The 14047-nt window shown below is 63.0% G+C and carries 16 protein-coding genes; 11 read left to right on the forward strand and 5 right to left on the reverse strand.

Annotation, left to right across the window (positions count from 1 at the left end; all coding sequences use genetic code 11):
- The first annotated feature begins 38 nt into the window (after positions 1–38).
- The 9 genes from rodA (at position 39) to G4923_RS07295 (ending at position 7606) form a co-directional block, all read left to right on the forward strand.
- The gene (gene rodA / locus G4923_RS07255; protein WP_025326091.1) at positions 39–1142 is read left to right on the forward strand and encodes a rod shape-determining protein RodA; all 1104 of its coding nucleotides are present in this window, start codon (positions 39–41) and stop codon (positions 1140–1142) included.
- On the forward strand, positions 1142–1276 hold the full coding sequence (locus G4923_RS21360) for an FtsW/RodA/SpoVE family cell cycle protein (RefSeq protein WP_163136354.1): 135 nt from the start codon (positions 1142–1144) through the stop codon (positions 1274–1276). Before rodA ends, G4923_RS21360 begins: the two co-directional genes overlap by 1 nt.
- On the forward strand, positions 1276–2274 hold the full coding sequence (gene mltB / locus G4923_RS07265) for a lytic murein transglycosylase B (RefSeq protein ID WP_163136356.1): 999 nt from the start codon (positions 1276–1278) through the stop codon (positions 2272–2274). Before G4923_RS21360 ends, mltB begins: the two co-directional genes overlap by 1 nt.
- On the forward strand, positions 2216–3148 hold the full coding sequence (locus tag G4923_RS07270; protein ID WP_163136358.1) for a septal ring lytic transglycosylase RlpA family protein: 933 nt from the start codon (positions 2216–2218) through the stop codon (positions 3146–3148). The genes mltB and G4923_RS07270 overlap by 59 nt, the downstream gene beginning before the upstream one ends.
- Before the next feature lie 192 nt (positions 3149–3340).
- A complete protein-coding gene (locus G4923_RS07275; RefSeq protein ID WP_106887597.1) occupies positions 3341–4570 on the forward strand; it encodes a D-alanyl-D-alanine carboxypeptidase family protein in 1230 nt (409 codons plus the stop codon).
- A gap of 289 nt (positions 4571–4859) precedes the next feature.
- Positions 4860–5123: a DUF493 family protein YbeD gene (ybeD, locus tag G4923_RS07280; protein ID WP_025326087.1), complete on the forward strand. Its 264-nt coding sequence runs from the start codon at positions 4860–4862 to the stop codon at positions 5121–5123.
- Positions 5124–5205: 82 nt separating this feature from the next.
- Positions 5206–5883 carry a lipoyl(octanoyl) transferase LipB gene (gene lipB / locus G4923_RS07285; RefSeq protein ID WP_111910370.1) on the forward strand — a complete coding sequence of 226 codons (678 nt, stop codon included), beginning with the start codon at positions 5206–5208 and terminating at the stop codon, positions 5881–5883.
- An 85-nt stretch (positions 5884–5968) separates the two neighbouring features.
- Positions 5969–6934 carry a lipoyl synthase gene (gene lipA, locus G4923_RS07290; RefSeq protein WP_163136360.1) on the forward strand — a complete coding sequence of 322 codons (966 nt, stop codon included), beginning with the start codon at positions 5969–5971 and terminating at the stop codon, positions 6932–6934.
- A gap of 165 nt (positions 6935–7099) precedes the next feature.
- Positions 7100–7606 (forward strand): GNAT family N-acetyltransferase, encoded by a 507-nt coding sequence (locus G4923_RS07295; protein WP_163136362.1) that lies wholly within the window; start codon positions 7100–7102, stop codon positions 7604–7606.
- Positions 7607–7654: 48 nt separating this feature from the next.
- Here the strand turns inward: G4923_RS07295 and nqrE are convergent, their stop codons facing one another.
- The 4 genes from nqrE to G4923_RS07315 form a co-directional block, all read right to left on the reverse strand.
- Positions 7655–8254, reverse strand: a complete 600-nt coding sequence (nqrE, locus tag G4923_RS07300; RefSeq protein WP_111910371.1) for an NADH:ubiquinone reductase (Na(+)-transporting) subunit E — start codon at positions 8252–8254, stop codon at positions 7655–7657.
- Between the two features lie 178 nt (positions 8255–8432).
- Positions 8433–8825 carry a hypothetical protein gene (locus G4923_RS07305; RefSeq protein WP_163136365.1) on the reverse strand — a complete coding sequence of 131 codons (393 nt, stop codon included), beginning with the start codon at positions 8823–8825 and terminating at the stop codon, positions 8433–8435.
- Between the two features lie 311 nt (positions 8826–9136).
- Positions 9137–10867 carry a single-stranded-DNA-specific exonuclease RecJ gene (recJ, locus tag G4923_RS07310; RefSeq protein WP_163136367.1) on the reverse strand — a complete coding sequence of 577 codons (1731 nt, stop codon included), beginning with the start codon at positions 10865–10867 and terminating at the stop codon, positions 9137–9139.
- Entirely contained in the window at positions 10833–11549 is a 717-nt protein-coding gene (locus tag G4923_RS07315; RefSeq protein WP_106887602.1) for a disulfide isomerase DsbC N-terminal domain-containing protein, read from the reverse strand. The genes recJ and G4923_RS07315 overlap by 35 nt, the downstream gene beginning before the upstream one ends.
- 260 nt (positions 11550–11809) lie before the next feature.
- Here G4923_RS07315 and mscL point away from each other — a divergent pair, with 260 nt between their 5' ends.
- Positions 11810–12220, forward strand: a complete 411-nt coding sequence (gene mscL / locus G4923_RS07320; RefSeq protein WP_111910374.1) for a large-conductance mechanosensitive channel protein MscL — start codon at positions 11810–11812, stop codon at positions 12218–12220.
- A gap of 69 nt (positions 12221–12289) precedes the next feature.
- On the opposite strand, the gene xerD is transcribed toward mscL, so the two are convergent.
- On the reverse strand, positions 12290–13201 hold the full coding sequence (gene xerD, locus G4923_RS07325; RefSeq protein ID WP_163136369.1) for a site-specific tyrosine recombinase XerD: 912 nt from the start codon (positions 13199–13201) through the stop codon (positions 12290–12292).
- Positions 13202–13399: 198 nt separating this feature from the next.
- Here xerD and fldB point away from each other — a divergent pair, with 198 nt between their 5' ends.
- Positions 13400–13918 carry a flavodoxin FldB gene (gene fldB / locus G4923_RS07330; RefSeq protein ID WP_163136371.1) on the forward strand — a complete coding sequence of 173 codons (519 nt, stop codon included), beginning with the start codon at positions 13400–13402 and terminating at the stop codon, positions 13916–13918.
- Positions 13919–14047: the final 129 nt, after the last annotated feature.

The following is a 14047-nucleotide window of genomic DNA, read 5'->3' on the forward strand; positions in this document are numbered from 1 at the left end:
CCTCCCGAGGCCATCCATGCAGAACGAGGTCTTCTCTCATGAGTAACTCCGCCCGTCAGCAGAGTATCTGGTACAAGCTGCACATCGACCTGCCGCTGCTGCTCGGCCTGCTGGCGCTGATGACCCTCTCCATGGTGGTGCTCTACTCCGCCTCGGGCCAGGACTTTGACTCCATAGTGCGCCAGCTGGTGCGTGGCGGCCTCGCCTTCGGCCTGATGATAGGCCTGGCCCAGCTGCCCCCCTCCCTTTATGCACGCTGGTCCGTGCCCCTGTTCACCCTGGTGGTGCTGCTGCTCATCGCGGTGGACGTGTTCGGCCATATCGGCAAGGGGGCCCAGCGCTGGCTGGACCTCGGCTTTATGAAGTTCCAGCCCTCCGAGGTGATGAAGCTCTCCATGCCCATCATGGTGGCCGCCTGGCTCAGTCGGCACTCCCTGCCTCCCAAGTTCAGCCATGTGCTGATCGCCCTGGTGATGGTGCTCTTGCCCACCCTGCTCATCGCCGCCCAGCCCGATCTCGGCACCTCCATCCTGGTGGCGGCCTCCGGCTTCTTCGTCATCTTCCTGGCGGGGATCAGCTGGTGGCTGATCGGGCTGGCGGTCTTGCTGATCTGCGCCTTCATGCCGGTGCTCTGGTTCTTCCTGATGCACGACTACCAGCGCCAGCGGGTGTTGATGCTGCTCGACCCTGAGAAGGATCCCCTCGGCCGCGGCTACCACATCATCCAGTCCAAGATAGCCATCGGCTCCGGCGGCGTATTCGGCAAGGGTTGGCTGCAGGGCACCCAGTCCCAGCTGGAGTTCCTGCCGGAGCGCCACACCGACTTCATCTTCGCGGTGTTCAGCGAGGAGTTCGGTCTGGTGGGGGTAGCCCTGCTGCTGGTGATCTACCTCTATATCATCAGCCGCTGCCTGTTTATCTCCATGCAGGCCCAGAACAGCTTCGAACGCCTGCTCGGCGGCGCCCTGACCCTCACCTTCTTCGTCTATGTGTTCGTCAACATGGGCATGGTGAGCGGCATATTGCCTGTGGTGGGGGTGCCCCTGCCCCTGGTGAGCTATGGCGGCACCTCAATGGTGACCCTGATGGCAGGCTTTGGCATCCTGATGTCAATTCAGACCCATAGAAGGCTACTGGCCTGATGAGGTGGATATATTCTGCCTGTCGTGGAGGCCCCCTGCCGCAGGTGAGCTATGGCGGCACCTCCATGGTGACCCTGATGGCAGGCTTCGGCATCCTGATGTCCATCCAGACCCACAGAAGACTACTGGCTTGATGAGAGCTGGCTGGCTGGTGCTCTGTGCCTGCTCGCTCACGGCGGGGGCGAGCCTCTCCCCCGAGCGGCTGAACCTGCTGGCCGAGCAGCACTCGGTGCCGCTGGCCGAGTTGCAGGCCGCCGCCGCCCAGGCGCGACTGCGTCAGGAGGTGCTCGACACCATCAGCCGCCCCTGGGAGGCCAAGCCCTGGCATAGCTACCGGCCGCTGTTCGTCACCCCGGAGCGGATCCGGGACGGGGTCGGCTTCTGGCAACGCCACGCCGCTACCCTCGCCAGAGCCGAGCAGCACTACCGGGTGCCCGCCGCTCTCATAGTCGCCATCATAGGCATAGAGACCTTCTATGGCCGCCAGATGGGCCGCCATCCGGTGCTCGACAGCCTCTACACCCTGGGGTTCCACTACCCCGCCCGTGAGGAGTTCTTCGCCAAGGAGTTCGCCCAGCTGGTGCTGCTTGCCCGGGAGGAGAAGTGGCCACTCACCTCTCTCAAGGGCTCCTATGCAGGCGCCATGGGCATGGGCCAGTTCATGCCCTCCAGCTATCGCCACTACGCCGTCGATTTTGACGGGGATGGCAAACGGGATCTGTTTGCCAACCCGGCGGACGCCATCGGCAGCGTGGCCAACTACTTTGCCGAGCACCGCTGGCGCTGGGGGGAGTCTGTGGTGGAACCCGCCTTGATCGGATTGGCGCCAGTAGGTACCCTGCTGGGGCCCGAGCCCGAGCTCAAGCAGCGCTGGGCCGAACTGGCCGCCGCCGGGATTGAACTCGCCACCCCGCTGGCACCGGACACGCCGGTGAAACTGCTGGCATTGGAGCAGGCCGATGGACCGGAATACTGGGTCGCGCGCCACAATTTTTATGTGATCACCCGCTACAACCGCAGCCCTCTCTATGCGATGGCGGTGCATCAACTCAGTCAAGCAATCCAGGACGCTTATGCATTACAGCCACAAACTTCTCCCCCTCACGCTGACCTTGTTGCTGGCCGCCTGTAGCAGCCAACCTGAGCAGGCGCCCCCGCCGCCGGTCCCGGTGCAGCCGGAAAAACCCCAGGTGATCGAGATACCGCAGGCGACCGGTGCCATCCCGCGCCCCGAGCCCATGAGCGAGAGCGGCAACCGGGACTACTGGATCGGCAAGCAGAAGTACGAGGTGTGGCGCGACATCAAGCACTACAGCGAGGAGGGCACCGCCAGCTGGCTGTCCCAGGATCTCGATGGCAACAAGACAGCCAACGGCGACGTGCAGGACAGCACCCTGTTCAGCGCCGCCCACCGCAATCTGCCGCTGCCGAGCTATGTGCGGGTCACCAACCTGGACAACGGGCTGGAGACCATAGTGCGGGTCAACGATCGCGGCCCCTTCGGCAGCGAGCGCCTGATCGATCTCTCCCATGCCGCGGCCAAACAGCTGGAGATGGTCGACGGGGGCGAGGCCAGGGTGCGGCTTGAGCTCATCACCGATCAGCCGGATCAGATGGTCGAGATGGTGCCCATGACGCCGATGGCGCCCATGCAGCCGGCTGCCCAGGAGGCCGCCCTCCTGGGTGAGGCCCAGCCTGCGGCAGCGGCCACCGTCACCCCGGCCAAGGCCGCTCCCGCGGCGGCTGCCACGGCGACCAGCACCCTCTCCACCCCCAAGGCCGCCAGCGGCCAGGGCAAGATGATCCAGGTGCTGGCCAGCGGCTCCCAACCCAGGGCCGAGGCCATGGGCAAGGTGATGACCCAGCGCTACGGCGTGCCCTACCAGGTGGTGGCCCACGACGCCATCTTCCGGGTGCTGCTGGGACCGGTCGCCGCCGATCAACAGGCAAGCCTGCTGGAACAGATCCGGCAGGGGGGGCTGGAGCAGGCCTTCATCGTTCCCTGATGGCAGGGCTCACAGAGTGAATCGTCACTCTCCCCCGGCGTCACGTCGTTTCCCGGCGTAACGCCGACAACCGATGGATAAAAAACCAGACCAGATGGCACGCCGGACTATGACCGACCGGCACATCTGGTATAGTGGAGCCCGCTTTTTTTCAACTTGGGTAATCCCCATCCAGGCACCAGGAATTTCAAGATGTCCAAATTTGCCCGTTCCGTTATTCTGGCCTCCCTGCTAAGCGCGACCGCCCAGGCCAACCAGCCGGTACCGACGCCGGATTCGGCTCTGCCGACTGCCCAGCCGGTCCCCACCCTGAACAGCGCCCCCATGGTGGTGCCTGCCGCGCCGGAGATCTCCGCCAAGGCCCATATTCTGATCGACTACTTCTCCGGTCAGGTGCTGGCCGAGCAGAACGCCGACGAGCGCCTGCCCCCCGCCAGCCTGACCAAGATGATGACCTCCTACATAGTCGGCAACGAGCTGCTCAAGGGGAACATCAAGGGCACCGACATGGTGACCATCAGCCAGAACGCCTGGTCCAAGAACTACTCCGACTCCTCCAAGATGTTCATCGAGGTGGGCAAGCAGGTCTCCGTCGATGACCTCAACAAGGGCATCATCATCCAGTCCGGCAACGACGCCTGCGTCGCCATGGCCGAACACCTGGCGGGCAGCACCGACTCCTTCGCCAGCCTGATGAACGCCTGGGCCGCCAAGCTCGGCATGAAAGACTCCCAGTTCAAGAACCCCCACGGTCTGGATGCGGAAGGTCACTACAGTACCGCCCGCGACATGGCCCGCCTGGGTCAGGCCCTGATCCACGATCAGCCTGAGGAGTACAAGATCTACTCCCAGAAATCCTTCGTGTTCAACGGCATCACCCAGCACAACCGCAACCGCCTGCTGTGGGATCAGTCCCTGCAAGTGGATGGCATCAAGACAGGCCACGTCAGCCAGGTCGGCTACAACCTGGTCTCCTCCGCCACCAACAACGAGGGCATGCGCCTGATCGCCGTGGTGCTGGGCGCCAGCAGCGAAGGCTCCCGCGCCGCCGAGAGCAAGAAGCTGCTCACCTACGGTTTCCGCTTCTTCCAGAGCCTGACCCCCTACAAGGCGGGTACCGAGCTGGTGACCCAGAAGATCTGGATGGGCGACAAGTCCGAAGTGAAACTCGGGGTCGATCAGGATGTCTCCGTGCTGGTCACCCGTGGCCAGGGCAACAACCTGAAGGCGGACTTCCAGCTCGAGAGCGAGCTGAAGGCCCCGCTGGCCAAGGGTCAGCGCGTCGGTACCGTGTTCCTCAAACAGGGTGACAAGGAGATCAAGCAGGTTCCGCTGGTCGCCCTGGAAGAGGTGCAGGAAGGTGGCCTGATGAGCCGTCTGTGGGATTACCTGGTGATGCTGGTCGCCAGCTGGTTCAAGTAATCTACCGCACAATCCCGAGCAAGCAGCGGCGCCAACAGGCGCCGCTGCTGTCTTTGCCGCGCCGGGGCAGTGAATAACCCTGCAATCTGCAGGTTCCGCCGACGCTCCATTTGTGGTAAAAAGCAGCATTCCCACGTCCTGTCGACCTGGCGGGCCTTGATCCCGCGCCGGGCAGTGCCCATATAAGATGGAGCCGTGCCCATGGTTGACGCGACTGGCGGCCCGAGTCCTTCCGGCCAGACAAGATGCAAGATGAAGTCGTTGCGTGACGACGCTAAAGGTGAGTGAGATGAATACCAAGTTTGATGAGCTGCTGGAGTTCCCCTGCAAGTTCCCGTTCAAGGTGCTTGGGGTGGCCGATCCCGCCCTGCCGGATCAAGTGGTTGAAGTGCTGCAGCAACATGCCCCAGGTACTTACAGCCCGACCGTTCAGCCCAGCTCCAAGGGCAACTACCACTCGGTCCGCGTAACCGTGACTGCCCAGAGCAAAGAGCACATCGAAGCGATGTACCACGCCCTTGGCAAGATCGAGCTGGTGAAATACGTACTGTAATTTCTCTCTCGCCCCGCCATCGGGGCGAGCGATTATTTGCCATTCTGTTTTGCCGACGCAAGCGCCTGCCTGTGAGGAAAAGATGTCACCCCAGATCCCCGCCCAGCCACAGCTGCTCGTCAGACACCTGGGTCGTCGCCCCTACCAGCCGGTATGGGACGCCATGAAGGCCTTCACCGACAGCCGCACCAGCGAGACGCCTGACGAGTTCTGGGTGGTTGAGCACGATCCCGTCTACACCCAGGGCCAGGCCGGCAAGGCCGAGCATCTGCTCGCCCCCGGTGACATCCCTGTGGTGCAGAGCGATCGCGGCGGCCAGGTGACCTATCACGGCCCCGGCCAGCTGGTGCTCTATGTGCTGGTGGACGTGCGCCGCAGCAAGCTCTCGGTGCGAGAGCTGGTGACCTGTCTGGAAACCGCCATCATCAACACCCTGGCCAGAAGCGACATCCAGGCCTATGCCAAGGCCGATGCCCCCGGCGTCTATGTGAAGAACGATCTCGGCATCGAGGCCAAGCTCGCCTCCCTGGGCCTGCGGATCCGCAAGGGCTGCTCCTTCCACGGACTGGCCCTCAATATCAACATGGACATGACCCCCTTCCTGCGCATCAATCCGTGCGGTTATGCAGGCATGGCCATGACCCAGACCAGCGCCCTGGGCGGCCCGCAGAGCGTGGCCGAGGCGCAATCCATCCTGGTGATGGAGCTGGCCAGCCTGATTGGCTATGAAACGATCACGAATACCGAAGAGGCAGCATGAGCAAGCCCATGCCGCGTGGCCATGAGGGCCCCGAGAGGACCCTGATGGCTATCAATCAGACAATAACAAACACCGAGAGTGAATCATGAGCAAACCCGTTCGTATGGAGCCGGGCGTCAAGCTGCGCGATGGCGACAAGATGGCCCTGATCCCGGTGAAATTCATGCCGGATCCCAACGAGGAAGTGCTGCGCAAGCCGGACTGGATGCGGATCAAGCTGCCGCCGTCAAGCCAGAAGATCGAGCACATCAAGAGCACCCTGCGCAAAAACAAGCTGCACTCGGTCTGTGAAGAGGCCTCCTGCCCCAACCTGGCGGAGTGCTTCAACCACGGCACGGCCACCTTCATGATCATGGGTGCCATCTGCACTCGCCGCTGCCCCTTCTGCGACGTGGCCCACGGCCGCCCGCTGGCACTGGATCCCGAAGAGCCGAAGAAGCTGGCGCTCACCATCAAGGAGATGGGGCTGAAATACGTGGTCATCACCTCGGTGGACCGCGACGATCTGCGCGACGGCGGTGCCCAGCACTTCGCCGACTGCATCAAGCAGATCCGCGAGCACAGCCCCCAGACCCGCATCGAGATCCTGACCCCGGACTTCCGCGGCCGCATGGAGCAGGCGCTGGAGGTGTTCCGCGAGACCCCGCCGGATGTGTTCAACCACAACCTGGAAACCGCACCGCGCATGTACCGGGTCGCCCGCCCGGGTGCCGACTACAAGTGGTCCCTAGAGCTGCTGCGCCGCATCAAGGAGATGCACCCCCATGTGCCGACCAAGTCCGGCGTTATGATGGGCCTTGGCGAGACCAACGAAGAGATAGTCCAGGTGCTCAAGGATCTGCGCGAGCACGGCGTCAACATGCTGACCCTGGGCCAGTACCTGCAGCCGAGCCGCCACCACCTGCCAGTGAAGCGCTACGTGCCGCCCGCAGAGTTCGACGCGCTGAAAGATGTCGCCATGGGGCTGGGCTTCTCCCACGCCGCCTGCGGCCCCTTCGTGCGCTCCTCCTACCATGCGGATCTGCAGGCCAAGGGCGAAGAGGTCAAATAACCTCGCCCGAAAAGAGGGGTCAGATAACCTCTCCTGCTAAAAGAAGAGCGCCCAAGGGCGCTCTTCTTGTTGAACATGTCGGACTCGACACTCCCGGCCAACCCCTTGGCTAATTCCCGGTTCCGGGGTTAAGGTGGCGACTCCCTTTCCTTGAGTGAAGCTCCGATGCCAACCCCTATCGTTCGTCTCATCCCCATGGACGAAGCGGCTTTCCCCGCCTATCGCGACTACTTCATCGACGACTACGCCCAGGATCTTGCCAGCAATCACGGGCTGACCCTGGTCTATGCCCGCCAACAAGCCGAGGCTTCCTTGCTGCAACACCTGCCCCAAGGAGCCGCCACGCCGGGCCAGAGCCTGCTCTGCATCATCCCTGTGAGTGACAATGTCGGGAGCGCAGTCGCACCGACTGCGGGCATTGTCGGCTATCTCTGGCACAGCATCGACAGCGCCGCCCACACCACCTTTATCTATGACTTCTACACACTCCCGACCCATCGCGGACTGGGATATGGCAAGGCCGCCATGGCGGTGCTGGAGGCCGACTTGAAGTGCCTTGGCGTCAGCCAGATCAAGCTGAGAGTCGCCTATGACAATCCGAGGGCCAGGGCGCTCTACGAAGAGATCGGCTTTCACATCACGGGCTACAACATGGCCAAGACGCTGGCTTGATGGCCCCCGTCATCAAGCCTCTTCCGTTATGCCGTGGCGAGCCGACGCTCAGAGCGAGATGCCGGAAAAGGACATGAAGCCGAGCGACATCAGCCCCGCCACTATGAAGGTGATGCCGATCCCCCTCAATCCCTGTGGCACATCCGAGTACTTCATCTTCTGGCGCAGACCGGCGATGGCGACGATGGCCAGCAGCCAGCCGAGTCCTGAGCCCGCCCCATAGACCACGGATTCGATGAAGTCGTAATCCCGCTGTGCCATGAACATGACACCGCCGAAGATGGCGCAGTGCACAGTCAACAGCGGCAGGTAGATCCCCAGGGCCTGGTGGAGCGCCGGAAAATGCTTGTCCAGCACCATCTCCATCACCTGCACCAGGGCTGCCAGCACGCCTATGTAGATGATGAAATCGAGGAAACTCAGATCAAATTCCCCGAGGAAGGTACTGTCCGGGCGCAGTATATGGCGGTAGATCAGGTTGTTGAGGGGAATGGCGATCACCATGACCACCAGCACCGTCATGCCCAGGCCGAAGGCGGTGTTGATGTTCTTCGACACCGCGAGGAAGGTACACATGCCGAGAAAGAAGGCCAGGGCCAGGTTTTCCACAAAGATCGACTGAATAAACAAATTGACGTAATAGTCCATGAAGGCTGCTCACCACTTGATTGTGCAAAGAGAGGGTCCGCCCCTGACCAGGGGCCAGCGGCAGGAACCGGATGACAGTCAGCACGGGCGCGATCGCAGACGACGGGGGTCGGCGGATCAACAGACAGGGATCAGCGGCAGAGACGGCGTCGGCGTGTGCCCGGCGAGGGGAGCGACGCTAGTCGCCGTGGCAGAAGCGAAATTGCAGGTGATGACAGAGCAGTTGCCGCTGGTGCAGATGACCGAGGCAGTTCGGCCACTGCCTGAGGTAGATGAGGGGCAGGAAGAACAGCAGGCCACAGAGCAGACCGAGGATCTCGTGCTGGAACCAGGCCAGCAGCATCTGGTAGAGATCCGGGTCCCTGGCCCCTTCCAGCCGTCGCCCCTGCTCGAAGCTGAGCCGCCACTGGGAGGCCGGGGGCAGGCTGAGGTTGTCGGCCAACCCAGGCGCGAGGGGCTCGTGCAACTGCATCGAGGATGTCGATGTCCCCTGGTCCGACAGCGCGGGCGCACCGAGCCCTGCCGCGGCAGAGGCGGCAAGCCACAGCAGGCAGGCGACGGCGAGCGCCATCGGCCAGCACAATGGTCGGCCAAGGGGTGGCAAGGGGACAGGCTCCTTGAAAAGGCAAGGGATTGAACGGGGCCGAATATATCACAATCCCTCCTTATATTGAATTTTGGCATCCAGTAACCGAAAAAATTCGATACAAACAACCTTCTTTTCCCCCAAAGCGGGCATTTAACCCCCCCTCTACGAAAACAGCGGGGAACGACTCCCATCATCGCCCCTTGAGCCCCATTCAGTGAGGGCATAACCGCTCTTGCAACAAAAACGGCCACCCGAGGGTGACCGTTTTCATTGCCGGGCATGGCGACTGCCCACTAGAGACCGGCGGCCTCCAGATGCTCCACCAGCAGCTGTACGCTGCGGTTGCCGCGCCACTCGTTGACGTCGAGCCGGTAGACCAGCCGCACCCGTTTCACCGAGGCATCTGGCCAGCGCTTGAGATCCACCCCGAAGGCGATGGCATCCACCGCATGACCCGAATCCGTGGTCAGCATCATCTTGAGGTGTTTCTCCCCCACCAGCCGCTGCTGCACCAGCACGAACTCGCCGTCGAACAGCGGCTCGGGGAAGGCCTGGCCCCAGGGGCCGGAGGCGCGGATGAGCTCCGCCAGCTCCAGACTCAGCTCGTCCGGCAGCAGCTCGCCGTCGGTGAGCAGCACCCCGGTCAGCAGCTCCGGGGTCACCAGCTCGGCGATGACCGCCTCAAACGCCCGGCCGAAGGCCTCTATATTGGCCTTGGGCAGGGTCAGCCCCGCCGCCATGGCGTGGCCGCCAAACTTGCCCATCAGGCCGGGATGGCGGGTATCGAGCAGCTCGAGGGCATCGCGCAGGTGCACCCCGGGAATGGAGCGGCCCGAGCCCTTGAGCTCGGTGTCGCTGCTCTGCGCAAAGGCGATCACGGGTCTGTAGTACTTCTCCTTGATCTTGGAGGCCACCAGCCCCACCACCCCCTGATGCCACTCGTCCCTATGCAGCACTATGCCGCTTGGCACCTCGCCGTCGCGAAACCGGATCTGCTCCAGGGTGGCGAGCGCCTCCTGCTGCATCCCCTGCTCTATCTCCTTGCGCTCCTGGTTGAGGCTGTCCATCTCGGCCGCAAGCTGGCGCGCCAGGTTGAGATCATCGCTCAGCAGACAGGCGACCCCGAGGGACATGTCATCGAGACGGCCCACCGCATTGAGGCGGGGCCCCAGGGCAAAGCCGAGATCGGCGGCGCACAGGCGGCGGCCATCGCGGCCCGATACGTCCACCAGCGCCTGGATGCCGGGGCGGCAGCGACCGGCCCGGATCCGCTGCAGCCCCTGATGGACCAGGATGCGGTTGTTGCCATCCAGCGCCACCACGTCGGCGACTGTGCCGAGGGCCACCAGATCGAGATAGTCCGCCACATTGGGGGCGCGAATGCCCTGGCGCTCATACCAGCCGCTCTGGCGCAGATGGGTGTTGAGGGCCGCCATCAGATAGAAGGCCACCCCGACCCCGGCCAGGGACTTGGAGGGGAAGTCGCAGCCACGCTGGTTAGGGTTCACTATCGCATCGGCGTCGGGCAGCTCCTGGCCCGGCAAGTGGTGATCGGTAACCAGTACCCGCATTCCGGCCGCCTTGGCCGCCGCCACCCCGGCAATGCTGGAGATGCCGTTATCCACGGTGATGAGAAACTCGGCGCCCCGGGCCACCGCCAGCTCGACGATTTCGGGGGTGAGGCCGTAGCCGAACTCGAAGCGGTTGGGCACCAGAAAATCGATGTGATGGCCCCCCATGGCCCGCAGGGCCAGCACGCACAGGGCCGAGCTGGTGGCGCCGTCGCAGTCGAAGTCGCCGACGATGAGGATGCGCTGCTGCGCCGTCAGGGCATCCGCCAGCAGCGGCACCGCCTGCTCCATGCCGAACAGCCGCTGGGGCGGCAACAGCTGGCTGGCGCTGCGCTCCAGCAGGGCGGGATCCTCCACGCCGCGGCTGGCGAAGATTTGACGAAGCAGGGGATGCAGGGTGGCGGGCAGATGGGAATCATCAACTCGCGGACGACGACGGATTTGCAGGGGCATTGATGTGATCCAGTATCTTGAGCAGTTGTTCAGGGCTCTGATATCCCCGCACCAGATCCCCGTTTGGCAGGACCCAGCTCGGTGACGCCTTGATCCCGAGCCACTGGCTCAGGCCGATATGATGGGCAAGGATCTCATTACATCCGGCCGCAGGCAAACGATCACTGAGACTGAGTTCACCCAGCAGGGCAGGATCGCACCAGAGCGCCTGCGTTTCGGCCAGCTCGGCGAAGGGGGCCGCCAGGGGCAGCAACTGCACGCTCACCCCCCTGGCCTGCAATTGAGGCAGATCGTCCAGCACGGCGTGACAGCGGCGACAGCCGAGATCGGTAAACAGGGTAACCCGGTAGCGCTCGTTCGGCGCCTTGAGCCAGAGTCGCGCCTCGCCTACCTGCGCCAGCGCCAGCCGACGTTGCTGCTGCTGGCTCAGGCGGGTGAGGTTTTGCATGTCGTGGGCCAGATCCAGCATGGAGCCCTGCAGCACATAGTTTCCCCTGGCATCGCTATAGAGCAGCCCCTGGGCTGTGCCCAGCAGATAGAGCCCGGGCACCGGGGTCTCGTCCACCAGGAAGACCTGCACCCCGAGGCGCTGCCCTATGGTCTGTTTCAACAGCTGGGGATCCATCCCCGCGCTGGCAGCAAAGGTGCACAGCAGCATCATTCCCAGCAGTAAATGTCGCACTTGATGGCTCACCTGGCATGATTGAATGGATTCATAAGGTAACTCAGTGCACATCCTTGCCCCAACCTCTTAATTAGCGATTGATTAATAGCGTGGATCGCAAAAAAATCCCGATCTGACAGGTTGCCAATTGGGCTAAGGCCCAGCAAGCTAATCAAGACGACGGGAGACACCATGGTCATCCCTCTGTTTTATTGATGTTTTATCGTCCAAACAGCGATGTGGTCGCACCGCATCCTGTCCATTTTTTAGGGGGAAAAATGAGTCTGATTCAAGAGTTCAAGGCCTTTGCGGCCAGAGGCAACGTCATCGACATGGCGGTCGGTATCATCATAGGTGCCGCCTTCGGCAAGATAGTCTCCTCCTTCGTGGGCGACGTCATCATGCCGCCCATCGGCCTCATCCTGGGGGGGGTGGACTTCAGCGATCTGGCCGTCACCCTGAAGGCCGCCGAAGGTGACATCCCTGCCGTGGTCATCGCCTACGGCAAGTTCATCCAGACCATCATCGATTTTCTGATCATCGCCTTCGCCATCTTCATGGGGCTCAAGGCAGTCAACACCCTGCAGAAGAAGCAGGCAGAGGAAGCCCCTGCCCCGGCCGGCCCCACCAAGGATCAGGAGCTGCTGACCGAGATCCGCGATTTGCTGAAATCCCAGCAGGGGAAATAGACGCCAGCTCCTGTCGTGGAGTGATGAAAAAACCGCCATTTGGCGGTTTTTTATTGGCGGCGGCACGGGTCAGGCCCGGGGATGGTGCTCCCCATGGAGTGCCTTGAGACGCTCGTTGGCCACGTGGGTGTAGATCTGGGTGGTGGAGAGATCCGCGTGCCCCAGCAGCATCTGCACCACCCGCAGATCGGCGCCGTGGTTAAGCAGATGGGTGGCAAAGGCGTGGCGCAGGGTGTGGGGGGAGAGCTCTCCCCGGATCCCCGCCCGCTGGGCATAGAGCTTTATACGATGCCAGAAGGTCTGGCGGGTCATCATCCTGGCCTGCTTGGAGGGGAAGACCACATCCGAGCTGGTGCCCCCCAGCAGCAGGGTGCGGGCCTCCCGGTAGTAACGCTCCAGCCAGTGAACCGCCTCCTCCCCCATGGGCACCAGTCGCTCCTTGTTGCCCTTGCCCACCACCCGCACCAACCCCTGGCGCAGGCTGACATGCTCGGCGGTGAGCCCCACCAGCTCGGAGACCCGCAGTCCGGTGGCATAGAGCAGCTCGAGCATCGCCTTGTCCCGCAGCTCCAGCGGGTCATCCACCAGGGGCGCCGTCAGCAGTGCATCCACCTCGGCCTCGCTGAGATCCGAGGGTAGCTTCTTGGGCAGCTTGGGGCCCTCCAGCAGCACCGTCGGGTCGTCGCCGCGCAATTTTTCCCGATTCAGATACTGATAGAAGCGGCGCAGGGCCGAGAGGAGGCGGGCCGTGCTGCTCGCCGCAAACTGGTGGTCCACCCGCCAGGCGAGGTAGTGCTGGATGTCGTCCATCCCCGCCAGCAGCAGGGAGCCCCCCTGCCCATCGAGCCAGAGGGCAAACTTTTCCAGATCCGAGCGATAAGAGCTGACCGTATTGTCGGACAGTCCCCGCTCCAGCCAGAGGGCATCCAGGAAGGGCTCGATCAGGGGATGGTTGTGCACGGCAGGGGCAGGCTTGGTCATGGAGTGTCGGTCTTGGGCAAACGGTGGCCCATTGTAGCCTGCCAGGCCGGCGCGCACATCAGGGGCTTGCGCTTCCCCGGCAGGCATACCAGGCGGTGAAGCGCGAGGGGCAATCTGCTAGACTGGCGCCCTCACTCGGGCGGTCCGGCCCCATGGTTGCCCGACACCCCCTTGCCTACTGCGATCAAGAGAAGAGCGATGAAGATAGGTTTGTTTTACGGCTCAACCACCTGCTACACCGAGATGGCCGCCGAGAAGATCCGCGCCCTCATTGGCCCCGAGCTGGTTGATCTCCACAACATCAAGGACGTGCCCCTGGCCCGCATGCAGGAGTACGACATCCTGATCCTCGGCATCTCCACCTGGGACTTCGGCGAGCTGCAGGAAGATTGGGAATCCCGCTGGGAAGACATCAAGGATGTGTCTCTGGAAGGACGCATCATAGCCCTGTTCGGCATGGGCGATCAGCTGGGGTACGGCGAGTGGTATCAGGATGCCCTTGGCCTGTTGCACGATCAGCTGGTGCCCAAGGGGGTCAGGCTGGTGGGTTACTGGCCCAACGAGGGGTACGAGTTCGATGCCTCCAAGGCGCTGATCGACGATGGCCGCCACTTCGTCGGCCTGGCTCTCGATGACGCCAACCAGTACGACCAGACCGAATCCCGCATCGAGCAGTGGGTCGATCAGATTCTGAATGAGATCCACGAGCTGCTGTGATCCCGCCTGGCGGCGCCACAGAGCGCCGACGACCCGGCTCCCTCATCGCCCCTCGAAAGCGACGTTGATCTTCCCTGCCGGCAGCCGGCCACACTGGCTGCCGGGCGCAGTTATCGCACCGATTTTCTC

It is taken from the genome of Aeromonas rivipollensis, from assembly GCF_010974825.1.
In the GTDB taxonomy this organism is placed as follows: domain Bacteria; phylum Pseudomonadota; class Gammaproteobacteria; order Enterobacterales; family Aeromonadaceae; genus Aeromonas; species Aeromonas rivipollensis.